The organism is uncultured Chitinophaga sp. (assembly GCF_902168175.1).
GTDB lineage: Bacteria > Bacteroidota > Bacteroidia > Chitinophagales > Chitinophagaceae > Chitinophaga.
Map to the genome: position 1 here is coordinate 132,713 of NZ_CABHOU010000025.1, position 17,914 is coordinate 150,626.

Here is a 17,914-nt window from a genome sequence, read left to right on the forward strand (position 1 = left end):
TGTTTAACAGTTCTTAGAACAACACACTTTCATGCAAATCAGGACTTCATTAGAAGTTAGCCTGAACACCAAGGCTGAAAGTTCTTACGTTCGGATAAGCAGTACCGTTGCCTGTGTTCAGCTCAGGATCCCACAGTTTGAACTTGCTCCAGTAGAATAAGTTAACGCCCTGGAAGTAAACCCTTGCGTTCTTCATCTTCAGTGTTTTAGCTATAGTTTTAGGCAGATTATAACCTAAGTCAACTGTTTTCAAACGAAGGAAGCTGATGTCTTTAACCCACCATGTTGATGCTACAGCGTTGTTCTTGTTAGGAGCATTACCGTAAGCTAAACGTGGATAGAACGCATTGGGGTTAGGATTTTCTTCTGTCCACCTGTCTTCAGCGGCCCAGAACAGGTTACTCCTTTCAGGACCAGTGCTGTTGTTGAAAGGGATGATACCATCACCACCCAACAGGCGCTCTGCGCCATAAACACCCTGGAAGAATGCACCAGCGTAGAACTGTTTCCAGGTTACGTTGAAACCAAAGCCGTATACTGTAGTAGGAACGTCGCCATTACCGATACGGGTAACATCCAGTGCGTCGATCTTACCGTCGTCGTTCAGATCTTTATATTTGATGTCGCCAGGACGAACATCACCAAGTGCTGTCTGAGTTGGGCTTCTGTTAATTTCAGCCTGATCGTCGAACAGTTTCTCCGCTACATAACCAAATGATGAAAGATAGTTTTTACCTCTTCTTTCCATGTACTTATATGGCTGTTTCGGCATATCGTTCTCAATTACTTTATCTCTGTTGAAAGAGAACGTACCGCGGAAGTCGATAGTAGTATTTTTAGCGATCTCGATCGGGTTCAGTGTGATAGTACCATCTACACCTCTGTTTTCGATGATACCCAGGTTACCCCAAGGTGAACTGTTCAGACCCACGTAAGCAGGAAGCGATGCCCTTTGCAGGAATACGCCTTCACGCCTTTCTTTAAATACGTCTGCCACAACAGTCAGTTTATCACGCAGCAGGTTAAATTCCAAACCTAAGTCCTGCTTGTGAGATTTAGACCAGATAACGTCTGTACCATAGCTGGAGATGTTAGTACCACCGTAGCCAAAGTTATCAGTACCAGAACCGAATGTATAACCGGTTGCACCAGTGTTAACGATCGTAAGGAACCCGAAACGACGGCCACCTACGCTTGCATCACCCACCCAACCATCAGAGTAGCGGATTTTCAGGAACGATACGATGTCTTTTGCGGGAGCAAAGAACTCTTCGTTAGACACTACCCAGCCTGCGCCGAATGATGGGAAGAAACCGTATTTCTTACCAGGAACGAAGTTTTCAGAACCGTTATAACCAAAGTTCACCTCAGCAAAATAACGGTCTTTGAAAGAGTACGTAGCCCTACCAGCCACACCTCTGTTACGGGATGGGATAGAAGCATTCAGGTTATCAGCAAACGAGTTTGACACTTCGCGCTGGTTGAACAACACCATTGCCGTGAGGTCGTGATGCTGACCAAAATTTTTAGTATAGTTCAGGGCACCTTCGAAGTAGATAGACCTGTTACCACCATTAGATCTGCTGTAAGCCAGGTCGTCGCTGCCATTAGCGATCAGCCTCAGGTTCAGTGAACCGTCGTCCAGGTAAGGAATGATCCTGTTCAGCAGGTAAGTGCTACGTGTACGGGTACGGTTGATGGTGTTAGAGTTGAACGCATCAAAAGAGTACATTACAGTTGCAGATAAACCTGGCACCCAGAATTTCAGGTCCTGCGTCAAACGCGCGTTAGAATATATCTGGTTAGCAAAACGGTTACGGTAACCGCTCTGTGTTAAGTCTGCATATGGGTTAGACTGTGCACGCGCAGAGCTTACACCTGGTACATAACCGCCTGGGTACATAATTGGGTACAACACAGGGTTGGTTTGCATTACGCTTTGGAAAGCCGCATTAGGATCAACACCTGGCAAGTTGGTGTTAGTTACATAACCCTGAACACCCAAATCGAATTTGGTGGTAGATGTCCAGTTCATGCTAACGTTATTCGTGAAGTTTATACGCTTGAATTTGGTGCTTGCATCATATGCAACATTATCACCGGTTTTCAGCAAACTTTCTTCTTCGTAGTAGCTTACTGCAGTGTAGTAAGTAGCGAAATCAGAACCGCCTCTTGCGCTAAAGTTAGCGCGCCTGTTCATAGCGGTCTTGTTAAACAAGGCATCCATCCAGTTAACATCCGGGAACAGATAGGGATCTTCTTTCAGGATCGTAGAGTTGATCGTGTTATTACTATACTCTGGTGTTAAACCTGAGGCACGCTGTGCCTCGTTACGCAGCATCATATAAGTAACACCATCTACTAATTCAGGCCTTTGTGTAAAGGCAGTGATACCCTGGTTGTAATTAAACATCAGGTTAGGTTTACCGGATACACCTTTTTTGGTAGTGATCAGGATTACACCGTTCGCACCAGCCACGCCGTATACTGCGGTAGCAGATGCATCTTTCAGAATAGTGAAGGAAGAAATGTCTTCAGGATCAAATGCGTTAATGTCACGACCCTGTACACCGTCCACTACGATGAGTGGGCTGGCGCTGTTGCCGGAACCATTAAATGTAGAGATACCCCTGATCCACACGTCGGCAGAGTTAGAGCCAGGCAAGCCTGAACGCTGAACACCTACCAGACCAGCGATCCTACCTGCCAACGCGGCGGAAAGGTTTGCTACGGGTGTTTTCAGGTCTTCAACTTTAACAGAAGACTGTGCACCGATCAATGAAATTTTCTTCTGCTCACCGAAACCTACAACTACCACCTCATTGAGGCTATTGTTGGTTGCTTTCAGGGTGATTTCGAAGTTAATAGTATTGGTCACCATTACATTAAAGTAATCATAACCGATCATCCTTGCAGAAAGGCTATCACCCCTGCGGGCGTTTATTTCGAATGCGCCTTTTTCGTCAGTAACCGTACCCGCTTTCGTGGTCAGGTTAATGATTGTAACGCCGGGCATCGGAGCTTTTAATTCGTCCTTTATGTTACCCGTGATCTTGATTACCCCCGTTTCCTGGGCCTGAGCGTTCATCGTTATCAACAGCCCTACTAAAAGAAGGGCGTTCATAACAAAAACCTGTCTTAGTATTGTTCTAAGCATAGTTAATGTTGTTGTGAGATTAATGTTGCAAACGCAATCGTAAAAATTGCTTAACAAATAAATTTGCCGGAAATGCGGATCCGACCTTGCAAACGTCGAAATTACGGAAGAGGCTTACGTATAATTCGCCACTCCGACATCTGGAACAGCGAGTTCCCGGCGTTCGCAGTGATATACAAGCGATAATACTTGTATTCAGTCGCGTTAGTAAAATCATAACGTTTAGTCAGCTTCCTGGTTGGAAACACCTGGTCTACCTGCGTGTCGAGGTCCACCCAGGTAACGCGGTCTTTTGATCCACGTAATACCCAGTTTTTGGGATCCCTTGCCGGCGTATCATCACCAGAACTCATCGTGTAGGCATCAATCCTTTGAGATGCTAAAAGATTCAATTCCATCCAGAGCGTATCTCTATATGGATTGATCAGAAACTTCGTATCAACTGATTTGTCCACTAGCTTCGGAGAACCCTCACCACCGGTTGGTCCGCTGCCGTTTTCAACATTCACTGATAACGTGCCTACTTCTGTCATGTCTAGTTCCTCCTCCGCATTTGGTGGAAGTAGTTCATAAGTCCGCTCGTTCTTATCGTCGTCGCAGCTTGCCAGCGAGAACAGCAGCATGCCGAGTACGAGCAGAGCTCTAACTTTGGTTGATTTGATCATCATATGACGTTGTTTTTGTCTACGGGATTTATGTAAAAGCAATACCACACTGAACCTTGCAAGAAATCAATTCATTTTTTGTAAAATCGATTTAGCGCGGAATCATTGCAGGATAATAATATGTACTTTGGTATAGTAAAGCATTAATAATTTGGTTATCGCGTACTACTTAGAATCTCGGTATAGGCTTACTGCCTTATGAAGGCTAAATCGATTTTGCTTTGTCGCATAAAAAAAAGATTTAACACTTCTCTGATTTGAAATTGGTAATTATATTAAAGTTGTATTTCGCAGACACTATTGAAGTTTTTTCCTCGCTTGCTAATAAAATTTCACTGTTTCAGACCGTGTGAATAAATGCGCTATCCCTCTGACTTCGGACTTAAAGATCGATAATTATTTGTTAAATCTCATAACAATCACTCATTTTTTTTAAAATTACCATATTGTTCCTGACAATTGCCCAATTGTGATAAAAAAACATAAGTGTATTACTGAGGGTGTATATATAATAATATATCACCGATAAAAATACAAATCACCAAAACTGCGTCGTAATAAAAGAGGTGCTATCTATGTTTTAAATGAATCATAAGCCAGAAACGTTTACCATTGTAAGTTCGCAAATGCCGGATTATTCATTTTATTTTCGACAATGAAGGCTTCGCAGTCGAACCTGGACGCCTGCGATTTATATTACTATGTAAAGAATAATCACGAGAATCGGCAAGGCCATTTGCAGACATTACTGCCGCGAATCATCGATAATGCAGTGATCGAACGTCCAGCGTTTCCCAATCTTATGCTATTATTAGTATCTTTTTGTCATTAGTTACATAAAATCCTGCGTGGTTATTCATCATTAAAATTGGATGAAGTGGTATCTGCTTATGTAAATGAATTGATAGCCGTTTTCTACGCACTATAATTTAAATTTACATCTACTGTGATTAAAGCAGGACACATCTGCAAGGAAAAAATTGGCCGTATCATGATTTTTGAACATTAAAAAACTTATCTTTTTTTATTGAAAAACCTGATATCATACACGCTACTGCTCTTATTTTCTACGCTGCTGGCATGCAACAGCGACACCAGGCACCGTGCCCACCGCCATCTTACGCGGCACAATAACGACAGCCTCCACCTGTTTACCGACTACGTGAAACTGCTTAGCCAGCAAACAACCGTTACCATACTCAAAGACAGTACCGGCAAAGCCGCTATAGCTATTACTCCCGCCTGGCGAGGCCAGGTAATTGGCAGCACTTTCGATTCGGAAAAGGGCCTGAATATGGGCTGGATCGACAGGAATGGGGAAACAGGCGGCGAGGATTGGTTGGCTGGCGATAGTACTGCGTTTACGATAGTGCAACAACAAAAACAAAGTGTGTTACTGGAGAAAAAAGTCGGCGAACTGCTGTTGCAACGGCGTATTACACTCATCTCCCGCCGCGATATCGCGAACTATCTCAATGGCACCAGCCTTCATAAAAGCGTGGAAGGCGTGGCATTCGAATCGGAGAACATTGTAACTAATAAAAGTGAACAGCCGGTAGATTCGGTCGTGATTTCAAACGGCGGATACTTTCGCTCCGAGCAGGATATCCGGTTGTTGCTGCCGGACAAACCCAGGCAGCGATTTAACATCGTGGTCCCCGGAAAGGCGGGCCACATAACAGTGCCGGAAGCCTGCAACTATTTCGGGTATTATGATGGGCAACAGGATGTATTAACGATCATACAGTTTACTATGCCAGAGGGGAAAGCGATATATACAGATAACCTGGTGATCAGAACGGCGTATTCCTCTTTTTTGATGCTCAGCGCCTCTTCGCCCCTTACGAAGCTTAAGCCGGGCAGCAGTTTACAACACTACCATCGTACCATCCACCTTTCCGGAGCACCTAAACGCCTGGAACCAGTGCTGAAGAAAGTATTCGGTATAACGATGAAAGAACTGGAGGCTACTTTTTAACTTTTGCTACTTCCAAACCATAAATATCTTTCAGGCGCAGCAGGCAAAGTTCCTCATTGCCGCGTGGTATACCGATGCGCATGGTGCAAAACAACTGTAACTCCTGTGATACAACCGAGCAGTTTTGCTGCTTTACAACAATCATTACTTCGTTGAGAATGGTGTAATCGAAAGTAAGGTCGTAATAAGACTCGATGTTCTTTTGTACGGCAGGCACGAGCTGTAACACCAATGCTGCGGCCATTTTGTAAGCATTGATCAAACCGGGAACGCCCAGTAACGTGCCTCCGAAATAACGCACTACTACCACCGCCGTATCTGTAAGCTGTTTGCTGTCTATTTGCCCCAGTATAGGTTTACCGGCCGAACCGGAAGGTTCACCATCATCTACTGCGCGAAACTGTGTGCCTTCGGTACCTAAGCGGTAAGCGTAACAGTGGTGTGTGGCTTTGGGGTGCTCTTTCTTCACTTCTGCCAGGCATTCCTTCACCTCATCGGCCGACTTAACAGGGTAGGCATAAGCGAGAAACTTGCTTCCCCTGTCTTTGAACTCTGCCGTGCCAGGCTTTTCTATCGTGTAAAATACGTCCATGTTTATTGTTGATGCTTACTATAGGTGGCAACCGTATCGCCATCCAGTGTAATGGTTTCGTGCAGAATGGCATGTTTAAGCTGTGGGGCCTGTAAGCCCTCACCCAATACTGCCTGTCCTGTAATAATGCGTGCTTCGTCCCAATAACCGCCGTCGATGAACTGCTGCAACAGGTTGGCGCCGCCTTCTACCAGCACGCTCTGCACCTGGCGACCATGTAAGGCTTCCATCAGCTGCGGCAGAAATGGCGCGGAAAAGTCGAGGCTCACTGCCTGCATACTTTCGGGCACCGGGGTTTGTTTATCGGTAATGAAGAAAGACAATGCATTGTAATCGTATACGAAGTGGTCGCGCGGTACTTTCAGTTGCGGGTCCAGCACCAGTCGGATGGGATGTAAGCCGCCCCAGAGGCGGTTACTAAGCCTCGGATTATCAACGATGGCGGTGCGTGTGCCCACCATGATGCTCATTTCCTCGCTTCGCCAGCGGTGTACCAGGCGGTCGCTTACTTCGCCCGATATCCTTACGGGGCCTGTGTGCGAGGCGATGAAGCCGTCGGCTGTCTGCGCCCACTTCAATATGATATAAGGACGTTTCTTTTCATGAAACGTGAAAAAACGCTTGTTGAGTTCGCGGCATTCTTTTTCCAACACGCCTGTAATCACCTTTACACCCGCGGCTTTCAGCTTCTCTATACCTTTACCGGATACGGCCGAAAAGGTATCTACACAGCCGATTACCACCTGCGGTATTTGCTCGCGAACGATCAGATCGGCGCAGGGCGGCGTTTTACCGTGATGCGCACATGGCTCGAGGCTTACGTACATAGTAGACTGCGGGATGAGCTGGCGGTCGCTGGCGGCTACGCTGTTTACACAGTTTACCTCTGCATGCGCCTGCCCATATATCTGGTGGAACCCCTCTCCTATAACCCTGCCATTATGTACTAAAACCGCACCCACCATTGGGTTGGGCGCTGTAAAACCACTGGCCAGCCTGGCCAGCTGCAGGCAGCGATGCATAAATATTTCGTGAGTGCCGTCCATGAAGCGTTTGAAAATGATATGTTTGCAAAAATATTGTTTCAGCGCCGATTTTCCTTTCATCTTCCATAAAGCCATGAATATTCAAGCTGCTTTTACCCATCTTACCCAATCGATACAACCGCTTTACGATGAGCGTGAAGCCGTGAACATAGCGCATATGCTCATGGAACACATCACCGGCCTGGGTAAAATGGACCGTATCATTTATAAAGAAAAAAAACTGGATGAGGAGCAGTTTTCGGCCTTACAAAGTGCTATTGAAGCACTTTTGCGCAACCGTCCGGTACAATACATCATCGGTAAAAGCTGGTTTTACGGGATGGAACTGGTGGTAAACGAACATGTGCTGATACCCCGCCCCGAAACGGAGGAATTGGTGGAATGGATACTTTCTGACAACAATAATCCGCATGCCCGCATCCTGGATATTGGTACGGGCAGCGGTTGCATCCCCATTGCTCTCTCTCAAAACCTGCCCAAAGCCACGGTTTGGGCGATAGATATCAGTGAAGATGCGCTGGCTGTAGCGCAAAATAACGCTACACGTCAGAAAACACCCGTACAGTTTGCGGTGATGAGCGCACTGGACGCCACAGCCACAGCAGAACTGCCCGATTTTGACATCATCGTCAGCAACCCGCCCTATATCAAACAAAGTGAAAAAACGGGCATGCAGCAGCAGGTAATCGATTACGAACCTTCGTTAGCCCTGTTTGTACCCGATACCGACCCGCTGCTGTTTTACCGCCACATAGGCCTGCTGGCTATCAATAAATTGCCTGCACAGGGCAAACTCTATTTCGAGATTAACGAAGCATTGGGTAAAGAAGTGGTGGAACTGCTGCAAAATCAGGGCTTTACAAACGTAACCCTGCGCACCGACCTGTTTGGGAAGGACAGGATGGTGAGCGCTACCAAAGGATAAGCGGTAACAACCCATATCTGCACTTTCACTATTTTTACAGTCATCAATAACCAATCAAAAACAACCAGGTGAAAAAACTCATTATCGGCAGCCTCGCGCTGCTTCCCCTCTGCGCTGTTGCACAAGACAGCATCAACGTTACCATTAAAGGCAGTGTAAAAGGTGCCCCCGCAAATTCTTACTTCTACATACTGGAGCAAAGCAGGGCTACTATTAAAATTGACTCTGTACTGATTACTAAAGGAAATTTTTCTTTAAATACAAAATTTGCTGAACCTAAACCCGTAATCGCTTACATAAAAACGCCCGGTTCCGCTCCCACTGTCAGCAAAGGTGTTAACAACCTTCAATTATTTGTAGAACCAGGTACAATCGCCCTTACGGTTAAAGATTCTATCTCTAATGCAGTAGTTAAAGGCACTGCCCACAACGAGTGGCTCGCAGCGGAAAAAACGTTTGCGGACGACAGCAAAAAAGTAAATGAGATCATGGCCCAGGCGAATGAGCTGGCCAAGGCTAAAAAGATGGACGAAATGAACGCGCTCAGGCCTGCTTACGAAGCTGCCTACAAAGCCGTGGAAGAAAAACAAACTGCTTTCGTTAAATCTCACCCGGATTCTTACGTGAGCATGGTTTACCTGCCCAGACTGGCTGGTTCTGCCATTGATTTCGAGCAGATCAATCCTTTGTATACCGCATTAACGCCCCGTATAAAAGCAACTGCCTCCGGCAAACGGCTGGGCACAGCCATCGCTGTTGCGGAAAAAACAAGTATTGGTAAAGATGCCATTCCTTTCTCTCAGAAAGATGCAGACGGTAACGATGTAACGCTGGCTTCTTTTAAAGGCAAGTATGTACTGGTTGACTTCTGGGCTAGCTGGTGTGGTCCTTGCCGCGCTGAAAACCCTAACGTGGTAAAGGCTTACAACGATTTCAAAGATAAAGGTTTCACTATCCTCGGCGTTTCCCTGGATAAATCCAAAGACCTCTGGCTGAAAGCAATTGAAGCGGATGGCCTTACCTGGAGCCATGTTTCTGACCTGAAATTCTGGGATAACGAAGTAGCGGCCCTTTACGGCGTACGCTCCATCCCACAGAATTTCCTGATCGATCCACAAGGAAAGATCATCGGTAAAAACCTGCGTGGCGAGGAGTTAGCTAAGAAGCTGGCGGAGCTGATCAAAGGATAATATTACTCTTTACTTAATACATGATTGAAGAAGGCCGCTTTATTGCAAAGCGGCCTTTTTTTTGTTTGAGATGGCCTGTTTAACCAATCATCGCAACCTTTGCCTCCTTTACGGAATCCCCCTTTTGTAGGCCCCTAAAACGTACCTTTGTATCACTTAATTACAGAATCATGGATACAAGAGAAACGATTCCCACCGGCGGGAGCTTTTACGACCTGCTGCTCGACCTGTACAAACAGCAGAAGAATACTTCGGTGTTGTACGATGATAATGGCATTACAAGGGCCAACGGGCTTATTACAGAGATGTTTGAGAAAGAAGGGAAGCAGTGGGTACGTTTAAGTGATGGTGCTGAAATAAGGATAGATACCCTGCAGGCGGTAAACGGCATTTTTTCCGCCGGTTACTCAGAGTGCTGATAAACAAAAATGCCGGACTTTACAGTCCGGCATTTTTTATTGACATAAAGTAAAAACTATCTGATACCTGCGGGTTTAGCCGTACCTAATACCACTTTGGCATTCAGCTCACGGGCTATTTCCATTACCGATACAATATCTTCGATGGGCACGCTCTTTTCTGCATTGATCACGATCGTTTTATCTACATCCGCATTCGCCAGTTTCGGAATAAGTGCCTCCCTCAGCTGTGCAAAATCTACTTTGCCAGTACCGATATAGAACTGGCGCGACTGATCGATGCTCACCACCACGGTTTGTTTAGCTTTGGTGTTGCTGGCGGCCTTTGGTAATGTGAGTTTGATCACATTTGGGTTGGCCAGTGTAGACACGATGAGGAAGAACAACAGCAGAATGAACAAGATATCGTTCAGTGCCCCGTTGTGCATCTCCACATGCCTTTTATTTCGCCTCCTTAAATTCATTCAAATATGATTAAGTGCTGATTGTAATTGTTAGCGTGTAGGTTCCTGCAGGATGTCGATAAACTCTGCGGAAGAAGCTTCCATTTTGTTCACCACCTTATCGATCTGCGCGTTCAGGTAGCTGTAACCGATGTAAGCTGCCAAACCGATGATCAACCCTGTAGCCGATGTCACCATTTTCACGTAAATACCGCTGGCAATAGCGCTAAGGGTAATGTCGGAAGTGATAGAGATGTTAAAGAAGGTCTGGATCATACCGGCGATGGTACCGAGGAAACCGAACATCGGGGCGATGCCTGCAATGATCGAGAGTACTACCAGGTTCTTTTCCAGTTTGTATACTTCCAGTTTACCTACGTTTTCCATTGACTTCTCAATGCTGTCGATAGGTTTGCCTATACGTTGAATACCTTTATCGATCACACGGGCGATAGGATTGTTGGTGTTCTTTGACTGTGAGCGGGCTGCCGCAATATTACCACTGGTAATGTGGTCGCGGATCATAGGCATGAAGTTGTCTTCAATTTTGCCTGCTTTTGAAATAGTAATAAAACGCTCTACAAAGAAATAAACTGCGATCAGCGAGAGGATGCCCAGCGGGATCATCAACACACCACCTTTCATCAGCATATCCAGCAGGTGAATCTGCTGGTCTGGAGGAACAGCGCCTGCTGCGCTTCCTGCTATAAGCGTATCCGGCTTAGGGCTGAGCAATGAATCCTGTAAAAACGTAACAAGTCCTAATAGCATGTAGAAAATTTTAACCTTGCAAATGTATTGATTTCAACTGCAACAAGGGATTAAAGTAATAATAAAATGCTAAACTAAAAACGGCGATCGCCCTAAAATATTATGAACGGCTCTTTTCTTCCCATATCATCACCAGGTGTACAATGGTCTCCACGGCCTTTTGCATATCCTGGATACTCACATATTCCAGCTTGCTGTGGAAAGCCATTTCGCCCGTAAATATATTAGGACAAGGCAGGCCCATGAACGATAAGCGGGAACCATCGGTACCACCACGAATGCTCATTTTAAGCGGCGTTACACCTGTGCGTTTGATGGCTTCGGCGGCATATTCGCTTACCTGCGGGTAGTTATCCAACACTTCTTTCATGTTGCGGTACTGCTCCGTTACCTGCAAAGTGCCTTTCGCACCGGGGTACTTACTCACAGCGGCATCCATCAGTTTTTGCAGGAAGGCCTCGTGTTCCAGGAGCTTTTCGGTGGTAAAGTCGCGAACAATGAAGTCTATTTCTGCCTTTTCCACTACGCCCGACATACGTACAGGGTGTACAAAACCCTGCCGGTCTCCGGTTGTTTCGGGCGACAGTGCGTTCTTAGGCAAACTGTCGATAATCTCGGAAGCGATCTTAATGGCGCTTACCAGCTTATCTTTTGCCATACCCGGATGGGTAGAAATTCCTTCCACAATGATTTTGGCGGCATCTGCAGAAAAGGTTTCGTCTTCCAGGGAACCCAGTTCGCCACCATCCATCGTATAACCGAAAGCAGCGCCCAGCTTCTTCATATCTACATGTTTAACACCCTGACCAATTTCCTCGTCGGGTGTAAACAGGATGCGGATAGCGCCATGTTTGATTTCGGGATGGGTAATGAGGTATTGCGCAGCGTCCATGATCTCCGCCACACCGGCCTTGTTATCGGCCCCCAGCAGCGTTGTTCCGCTGGCGGTAATAATATCGTCGCCAATTTTTTCTTTGAGATAAGGGTGATCTGATGCGCGTAATACCTGCGTTTGATCGTCGGGTAACACGATGTCGCTGCCGTCGTATTTGTGGTGTACGATCGGTTTAACGCCTTTACCACTGCAATCGCTGGAAGTGTCCATATGCGAGCAGAGGCATATAACCGGTACGTTGTGCGTAGTGTTGGAAGGGATGGTAGCGTATACATAACCATATTGGTCCATATGCGCATCGGTAATGCCTAAATCCTGCAATTCCGCTACCAGTATGCCTGCGAGGTTCTTTTGTTTCTCCGTGGAAGGGAAGCTGTTGCTCAATGGGTCCGACTCTGTATCTACCTGCACATATTCTGTAAAGCGTTTGGCTACCGAAAAAGAATAATTTGAGAACATATCTTGATTTGCTGTTAAAAAAAAGACCAGGCTTTATGCGGGCCTGATCTTCCTTTTATTTTTCTTTAAATGAGATCTGATTAGAAGTTGGTGATGATCTTAGACTCACCAGGCAGAATTTCTACCAGTTCAATGTCGAACACCAGGTCTTCGCCAGCCAGCGGGTGGTTAGCATCCAGTGTGATGAACTCAGTACCGATAGCAGCCACTTTCACCGGGAATACCTGGCCCTGTGGGTTGCTCATCTGCAGCTCCATACCTACCTGAGGGTTCAGGTCGGAAGGGATATTTGCGAGCGGAAATTCCATGATCATTTCATCGTTCTTAGGGCCGTATGCGTCTGTAACGGGAATATTCACGGTTTTTTTATCACCTACTTTCATTTCCATCACGCCATTATCAAAACCTTTGATAACCATGCCGGCGCCTACCTTGAACTGCAGTGGTTCGCGACCTTCAGATGAGTCAAACGTGGTACCGTTTGTCAGCTTGCCATGATAATGAACCCTTACGGTATCCCCGTTTTTAACTGCTTGCATAAAATCAATTTAATTGTTAATTAATACGCGCTAAGGTAAGTAAAAATAGTATTAAGGCCGCCTGTTGGGCCGGATTTGGGATTATAGCGAATATTTCCCATTTTTAGGAAATGAAGAGAACCATTGCTTTTGCCTTGCTGCTGTTATGCTTCGGCGCACAGGCCCAAACCACGTCTATTATCACAGGAGCAGCCAGAACAAAGGAATACCTGCCCCTGCTACAGGGGAAAAGAGTAGCCCTGCTGGTGAACCAAACGGCCACGATCGGCAATACGCACCTGGTAGATTCATTGCTGAAACTTAAAGTAAAGATCACAAAGATATTCAGCCCTGAGCACGGCTTTCGTGGCAATGCAGACGCTGGTGAAAAGATCGCTAACAGTAAAGATGCCGCCACCGGTCTCACCATCGTATCGCTGTATGGTAAACACCGTAAGGCAGATGCGAACGACCTGAAAGATGTGGACGTACTCATCTTCGACATCCAGGACGTTGGTGCACGCTTCTATACATACATATCTTCCCTACAGGAACTGATGGAATCGGCTGCTGCCAATAAAAAACTGCTCATCGTACTCGACAGGCCCAATCCCAACGGGCATTATGTGGATGGCCCCATACTGGATACGGCTTTCCGCTCGTTCGTTGGCATGCAGCAAATTCCCATTGTACATGGCATGACGGTAGGTGAATATGCGAAGATGCTGAATGGAGAAAAATGGCTGGAGAAAAAACGTAACTGTAACCTGAAAGTGATTACCTGCCTGGGTTACACGCACAACAGCCGCTACGAGCTGCCGGTTAAACCTTCGCCCAACCTGCCTAACATGGCATCGATCTACCTCTATCCCAGCACCTGTTTCTTCGAAGGCACACCGGTAAGCCTGGGTCGTGGTACAGATAAACCTTTCCAGGTATTTGGTCATCCCGATTTCCCTAAAAACCTTTACCAGTTTACACCCCGCAGCGTACCGGGCGCCAAAAACCCACCCCTGCTGGATAAACTGTGTTATGGCTATGATCTGTCCAACTCCGTACAGGAGATCGACAACAAACTGCAATTAAAATGGGTAATAAAAGCGTACGAGCTATTCCCTCAGAAAGATAAATTCTTCACTAACTTCTTTAATACGCTGGCCGGTAACAGCACCTTACAAGCGCAGATCAAAGCTGGCAAAAGCGAAGCAGAGATCCGCCAGAGCTGGGAGCCAGGGCTTTCGAAGTTTAAGAAAACAAGGAAGAAATACCTGCTGTACAAGGATTTTGAGTAATCGTGGTATATTTGGCGTCCAAGTAAAATAAGATGAGCAAAGATTTGAAGATCGTTTTCATGGGTACACCCGATTTCGCTGTAGCATCGCTGGATGCACTGGTGCAGGAAGGTTATAACATCGTTGGTGTAATTACAGCACCCGATAAACCGGCCGGTCGTGGCCTGCAACTGCAGCAAAGCGCGGTAAAACAATATGCGGTATCAAAAGGCCTGCATGTGTTACAACCCGAGAAGCTGAAGAACCCCGAATTCCTGGAAGCCCTGGCCGCACTGAAAGCGGATTTACAGGTGGTTGTTGCGTTCCGTATGCTGCCGGTAGCGGTTTGGGACATGCCCCCACTGGGCACTATCAACGTACACGCCTCATTGCTGCCTAATTACCGCGGCGCCGCGCCTATTAACTGGGCTATCATTAATGGCGAAAAGGAATCGGGCGTAAGCACCTTCAAACTGCAGCATGCCATCGATACGGGCAATATCTTATTTTCAGCTACTGTGCCTATCCGCGAGGATGAAACAGCAGGTGAACTGCACGATGCGCTCATGACCACTGGTGCAGATTTGCTGGTTAAAACCGTTGCAGGACTGGTAGCCGGCAACATACAGGAAACGCCGCAGGCGCACCTCGACGAAAGTACGCTCAAACACGCACCCAAGATATTTAAAGACGATTGTAAGATCGACTGGAACAAACCAGTAACGGATATCTATAACCTTATCCGTGGCCTCAGTCCCTACCCTGCTGCCTGGACTGTACTCAATGGCAAAACACTGAAGATATTTAAGGCGACGAAAGAATTATCGGCACATTCCGCTACGCCGGGGTTGGTAAGCACCGACCATAAAACCTTCCTGAAATTCGCCGCCAGTGGTGGTTACATTGCAGTAGAGGAAATTCAGCTCGAGGGTAAAAAGCGCATGAAAATACAGGAGTTCTTACGGGGCTTCAGGTTACAATAAACTGCTTTTAGGTAGATAAAAAAAAGTCCCGCTGCATAGCGGGACTTTTTCATGTATAGTTGTTGACTATTGTTCTTCGTAATGCAGTTCACAGAAGAAGCGGGCCTCGTTAATACCCAGGGCATCCTGTGCGCCGTTGCTCAGTTTAATGATCAGTCCTGCATTGCCTTTCGACTGCGGGATAGCGTCCAGCACTTTTGCGTACACAGATTTACCGTTCAGCGGATTGGTCACTTTCACGATGGTGCCACGTGGTGCGGTTTTATGCAGCGCGTAGTACTTGTTAGGTGTATTTGTTTTAAACCAGCCGCCAGGGCCTTTTTCAGAATTCACATCTCTGCCGCCGTCTGTTTGTTGATCGTACGTTCTTTCAAACGATTCGTCGGGAGCCGAGGGAGTGATAGAAGTATTGGTAGCGGGGAAACTTTCTACTGTTGTTGCCGCAGGTTTTGTAACAGGTGTTTCTTCTTTCACGATCACCTTGGCTGGCGTTGTTTTCGCCGGCTCCACATCGCCTACAATAGGCACCGGCGGTAGGCCTTCTGAAGTGGAAGCAGTGGTAGTGGTAGTAGCAGGTGGTGGTGTTACAGGTGCTGGTGTTGTTTCAACGGGTGCTGCCACCGGTTCTGTTTTTGGAGCAACCGGCGTAGCTTTCGCTATTACAGGACTTCCGCCTGCGCCTTTGATCCAGCCCACTACCAGATAAGCATCCTTTTTAACACCGTCGCCGGAAAAGCTATTCCATTGGCGGATATTATCGATCGCTACTTTATTATAGTTGGTGCTGATGCGGTATAACGTTTCTTTTTCGGTTACGATGTGATAAACCGGGCGATAACCAGTAGCGGCAACATCTTTTGCCTGGTTAAAGTTTGTTTTATTCAGCGGTATGCTTACCCGTTGCCCCAACTGCAAACCCTGCTCCATGGAGAGGTTGTTTTTTGCGGCAATCTCTTTTGGTGGCAGGCCATACGCTCTTGACAGACTGTAAAAGTTCTCTCCCTTCTTTACCGTATGCACTAAATGAAGATCAGGCGCACTCCCCTGCACCACCAGCGTATCCTGTGCGGACAGCTTTAAAGTGCAGGTTACCAAAACACCAAACATGACTGACTTTAACATAATCTCTAATACTTTAAGGGACGAATATATGTGATATAAATGAATTTTTATTTTACTCTTCTTCAGTGGAAGCCGCCTGGCTACCAGGTGCTTTTAGTATCCGCAACTCCTTTGGATAATAATTATTCATGCGGTTCGGCAACACTTTCGCCCAGCCCAGGTTCATGCCCTTATAACGCATCAACGTCCATCCTTTACCGGCATCATCCAGTTTTACATCTTCCTTCCTGAGGTATTTGATTGCCTGATCATAATCCAGCTCAACACCTGGCAATGATTTGTTCACCGCAATACTTAAGGCCAACTGGTGATCGGGGATCAGTTCTTTCGGCGTCAGTTGTCCGAGTGCTACACCTGCTTTACGGATATAGAGTGCTTTTTGCAGCACCGGTAAATCTTCCGCCAGCATAGGTGTAAGCTGTAATACGGTGCCCTGGTGATCGGTGTATACATAGTTCTCCGCCGCTTCTACCCACGACGCCAGTCTATCCGTGTCCTTTTTTGCCAGCCGGGGCAGGCTTTCCTTTTGCTTGCGAACAAACTCATTGTTGCTCTTTTGACGGAAGCAGGTAATGAAAAAGCCTTCGCCTTTTAGCTGATCAGGGTAAAACCTGTACCCTTCCGCTTCGCCAACTTTCGTTGTAACAATGTTCCAGGCTGGATCTATGGGCAGTGGCACGCCCTCCACTTCAAAATTATCCAGCAGCCATTGCATGATCTCTTCATCTTCCTGTGGAGAGTAAGAGCAGGTGGAATAAATAAGCAGACCGTTCTCCTTTAACGCTGGTATGGCCTCGGCCAGTATGCGTTGCTGGCGCTGGCAGCAAAGTTCCACGTTCTCAGGGCTCCACTCTGTCACCAAGTGCGGATCGCGGCGAAATAAACCAGAACCGGAGCAGGGCGCATCTACTACCATCAGGTCGAAAAAGCCCTCCAGTCTTGCGAAATCGCGGGGATCGTTGTTGCTCACCACTACATTGGCAGCTCCCCATTTAGTCATATTATCAGCCAGCAGCGCAGCTCTTGCACGGATCGTTTCGTTGGCTACGAGTATACTTTCTGCGGAAATAAGCGATTGTAGCAAGGTGCTTTTACCACCCGGCGCAGCGCATAAATCCAGTACCCGCAACGACTGTTGCAAATTACATACCGATCTCACCGCATGCTCCAGGAACATCGATGAGGCTTCCTGCACGTAATACGCACCGGCATGAAAAAGGGGGTCAAAAGTAAAGGAAGGACGTTCGGACAGATAGTAGCCGGTACTGTTCCAGGGCACGCGTTCGGCAGTAATGGGCGCGAGTGCAGCCAGCACTTCCTGCTGTTGTGCCGGCGAAAGCCGCTGTGGGTGAAGGCGTAAAGACGTTAGTTTATTCGCTTCCTCATGTACCCCCGCAAACGCCTCGCGGTTAAACCCGGGCGCCTGTTGCAGGGAATCCAGTAATGTAGATGGTAATCCGGGCAAAGCTGTTTTTCCGGC

The 17,914-nt window shown here is 46.9% G+C and carries 16 protein-coding genes; 6 read left to right on the top strand and 10 right to left on the bottom strand.

The window, feature by feature from the left end; translation table 11 throughout:
* Positions 1-49 precede the first annotated feature (49 nt).
* Both QZT80_RS03945 and QZT80_RS03950 read right to left on the bottom strand, forming a co-directional pair.
* Positions 50-3,124, bottom strand: a complete 3,075-nt coding sequence (locus QZT80_RS03945) for a TonB-dependent receptor (protein ID WP_295117976.1) — start codon at positions 3,122-3,124, stop codon at positions 50-52.
* Positions 3,125-3,258: 134 nt separating this feature from the next.
* Positions 3,259-3,825, bottom strand: coding sequence for a discoidin domain-containing protein (locus tag QZT80_RS03950; protein WP_295117978.1), 567 nt, complete (start codon positions 3,823-3,825; stop codon positions 3,259-3,261).
* A 1,024-nt stretch (positions 3,826-4,849) separates the two neighbouring features.
* Here QZT80_RS03950 and QZT80_RS03955 point away from each other — a divergent pair.
* A complete protein-coding gene (locus QZT80_RS03955) occupies positions 4,850-5,800 on the top strand; it encodes a DUF6786 family protein (protein ID WP_295117980.1) in 951 nt (316 codons plus the stop codon).
* On the opposite strand, the gene QZT80_RS03960 is transcribed toward QZT80_RS03955, so the two are convergent.
* Complete coding sequence (locus QZT80_RS03960) at positions 5,790-6,392, bottom strand: YigZ family protein (RefSeq protein WP_295117983.1); 603 nt, start codon at positions 6,390-6,392, stop codon at positions 5,790-5,792. The two genes, QZT80_RS03955 and QZT80_RS03960, sit on opposite strands and share 11 nt — an antisense overlap.
* Positions 6,393-6,394: 2 nt before the next feature.
* On the bottom strand, positions 6,395-7,513 hold the full coding sequence (ribD, locus tag QZT80_RS03965) for a bifunctional diaminohydroxyphosphoribosylaminopyrimidine deaminase/5-amino-6-(5-phosphoribosylamino)uracil reductase RibD (protein ID WP_295117985.1): 1,119 nt from the start codon (positions 7,511-7,513) through the stop codon (positions 6,395-6,397).
* Here ribD and prmC point away from each other — a divergent pair.
* From prmC to QZT80_RS03980, 3 genes are all read left to right on the top strand, one after another.
* Positions 7,512-8,363, top strand: coding sequence for a peptide chain release factor N(5)-glutamine methyltransferase (prmC, locus tag QZT80_RS03970; protein ID WP_295117988.1), 852 nt, complete (start codon positions 7,512-7,514; stop codon positions 8,361-8,363). The genes ribD and prmC overlap by 2 nt on opposite strands.
* A 68-nt stretch (positions 8,364-8,431) precedes the next feature.
* Positions 8,432-9,553: a TlpA disulfide reductase family protein gene (locus QZT80_RS03975; protein ID WP_295117991.1), complete on the top strand. Its 1,122-nt coding sequence runs from the start codon at positions 8,432-8,434 to the stop codon at positions 9,551-9,553.
* A 170-nt stretch (positions 9,554-9,723) separates the two neighbouring features.
* On the top strand, positions 9,724-9,972 hold the full coding sequence (locus QZT80_RS03980) for a hypothetical protein (protein WP_295117994.1): 249 nt from the start codon (positions 9,724-9,726) through the stop codon (positions 9,970-9,972).
* A gap of 56 nt (positions 9,973-10,028) precedes the next feature.
* Here QZT80_RS03980 and QZT80_RS03985 read toward each other — a convergent pair whose 3' ends face one another.
* The 4 genes from QZT80_RS03985 to QZT80_RS04000 all read right to left on the bottom strand — a co-directional run bounded on the left by QZT80_RS03985 (position 10,029) and on the right by QZT80_RS04000 (position 13,079).
* Positions 10,029-10,436 carry a biopolymer transporter ExbD gene (locus tag QZT80_RS03985; protein ID WP_295117997.1) on the bottom strand — a complete coding sequence of 136 codons (408 nt, stop codon included), beginning with the start codon at positions 10,434-10,436 and terminating at the stop codon, positions 10,029-10,031.
* Positions 10,437-10,466: 30 nt separating this feature from the next.
* Positions 10,467-11,186, bottom strand: a complete 720-nt coding sequence (locus QZT80_RS03990; RefSeq protein ID WP_295118000.1) for a MotA/TolQ/ExbB proton channel family protein — start codon at positions 11,184-11,186, stop codon at positions 10,467-10,469.
* Positions 11,187-11,286: 100 nt separating this feature from the next.
* Positions 11,287-12,540, bottom strand: a complete 1,254-nt coding sequence (gene pepT / locus QZT80_RS03995) for a peptidase T (protein ID WP_295118002.1) — start codon at positions 12,538-12,540, stop codon at positions 11,287-11,289.
* 80 nt (positions 12,541-12,620) lie between these two features.
* The gene (locus QZT80_RS04000; RefSeq protein WP_367112848.1) at positions 12,621-13,079 is read right to left on the bottom strand and encodes a peptidylprolyl isomerase; all 459 of its coding nucleotides are present in this window, start codon (positions 13,077-13,079) and stop codon (positions 12,621-12,623) included.
* 110 nt (positions 13,080-13,189) lie between these two features.
* Between QZT80_RS04000 and QZT80_RS04005 the strand changes: the two genes are divergently transcribed.
* Together QZT80_RS04005 and fmt are read left to right on the top strand one after the other, a co-directional pair.
* The gene (locus tag QZT80_RS04005; protein ID WP_295118005.1) at positions 13,190-14,350 is read left to right on the top strand and encodes a DUF1343 domain-containing protein; all 1,161 of its coding nucleotides are present in this window, start codon (positions 13,190-13,192) and stop codon (positions 14,348-14,350) included.
* A 32-nt stretch (positions 14,351-14,382) separates the two neighbouring features.
* Positions 14,383-15,312 carry a methionyl-tRNA formyltransferase gene (gene fmt, locus QZT80_RS04010; RefSeq protein WP_295118008.1) on the top strand — a complete coding sequence of 310 codons (930 nt, stop codon included), beginning with the start codon at positions 14,383-14,385 and terminating at the stop codon, positions 15,310-15,312.
* A gap of 66 nt (positions 15,313-15,378) precedes the next feature.
* Here fmt and QZT80_RS04015 read toward each other — a convergent pair whose 3' ends face one another.
* Positions 15,379-16,434 carry a LysM peptidoglycan-binding domain-containing protein gene (locus tag QZT80_RS04015; RefSeq protein ID WP_295118011.1) on the bottom strand — a complete coding sequence of 352 codons (1,056 nt, stop codon included), beginning with the start codon at positions 16,432-16,434 and terminating at the stop codon, positions 15,379-15,381.
* A 52-nt stretch (positions 16,435-16,486) separates the two neighbouring features.
* On the bottom strand, positions 16,487-17,899 hold the full coding sequence (locus tag QZT80_RS04020; protein ID WP_295118014.1) for an RNA methyltransferase: 1,413 nt from the start codon (positions 17,897-17,899) through the stop codon (positions 16,487-16,489).
* Positions 17,900-17,914 lie beyond the last annotated feature (15 nt).

What these genes read in the sequence shown, in the direction of transcription:
- QZT80_RS03945 (WP_295117976.1), bottom strand. Translation starts at nt 3,124, where the DNA reads ATGAACGCCCTTCTTTTAGTAGGGCTGTTGATAACGATGAACGCTCAG.
- QZT80_RS03950 (WP_295117978.1), bottom strand. Translation starts at nt 3,825, where the DNA reads ATGATGATCAAATCAACCAAAGTTAGAGCTCTGCTCGTACTCGGCATG.
- QZT80_RS03960 (WP_295117983.1), bottom strand. Translation starts at nt 6,392, where the DNA reads ATGGACGTATTTTACACGATAGAAAAGCCTGGCACGGCAGAGTTCAAA.
- prmC (WP_295117988.1), top strand. Translation starts at nt 7,512, where the DNA reads ATGAATATTCAAGCTGCTTTTACCCATCTTACCCAATCGATACAACCG.
- ribD (WP_295117985.1), bottom strand. Translation starts at nt 7,513, where the DNA reads ATGGCTTTATGGAAGATGAAAGGAAAATCGGCGCTGAAACAATATTTT.
- QZT80_RS03980 (WP_295117994.1), top strand. Translation starts at nt 9,724, where the DNA reads ATGGATACAAGAGAAACGATTCCCACCGGCGGGAGCTTTTACGACCTG.
- QZT80_RS03985 (WP_295117997.1), bottom strand. Translation starts at nt 10,436, where the DNA reads ATGAATTTAAGGAGGCGAAATAAAAGGCATGTGGAGATGCACAACGGG.
- QZT80_RS03990 (WP_295118000.1), bottom strand. Translation starts at nt 11,186, where the DNA reads ATGCTATTAGGACTTGTTACGTTTTTACAGGATTCATTGCTCAGCCCT.
- pepT (WP_295118002.1), bottom strand. Translation starts at nt 12,540, where the DNA reads ATGTTCTCAAATTATTCTTTTTCGGTAGCCAAACGCTTTACAGAATAT.
- QZT80_RS04000 (WP_367112848.1), bottom strand. Translation starts at nt 13,079, where the DNA reads ATGCAAGCAGTTAAAAACGGGGATACCGTAAGGGTTCATTATCATGGC.
- QZT80_RS04005 (WP_295118005.1), top strand. Translation starts at nt 13,190, where the DNA reads ATGAAGAGAACCATTGCTTTTGCCTTGCTGCTGTTATGCTTCGGCGCA.
- fmt (WP_295118008.1), top strand. Translation starts at nt 14,383, where the DNA reads ATGAGCAAAGATTTGAAGATCGTTTTCATGGGTACACCCGATTTCGCT.
- QZT80_RS04015 (WP_295118011.1), bottom strand. Translation starts at nt 16,434, where the DNA reads ATGTTAAAGTCAGTCATGTTTGGTGTTTTGGTAACCTGCACTTTAAAG.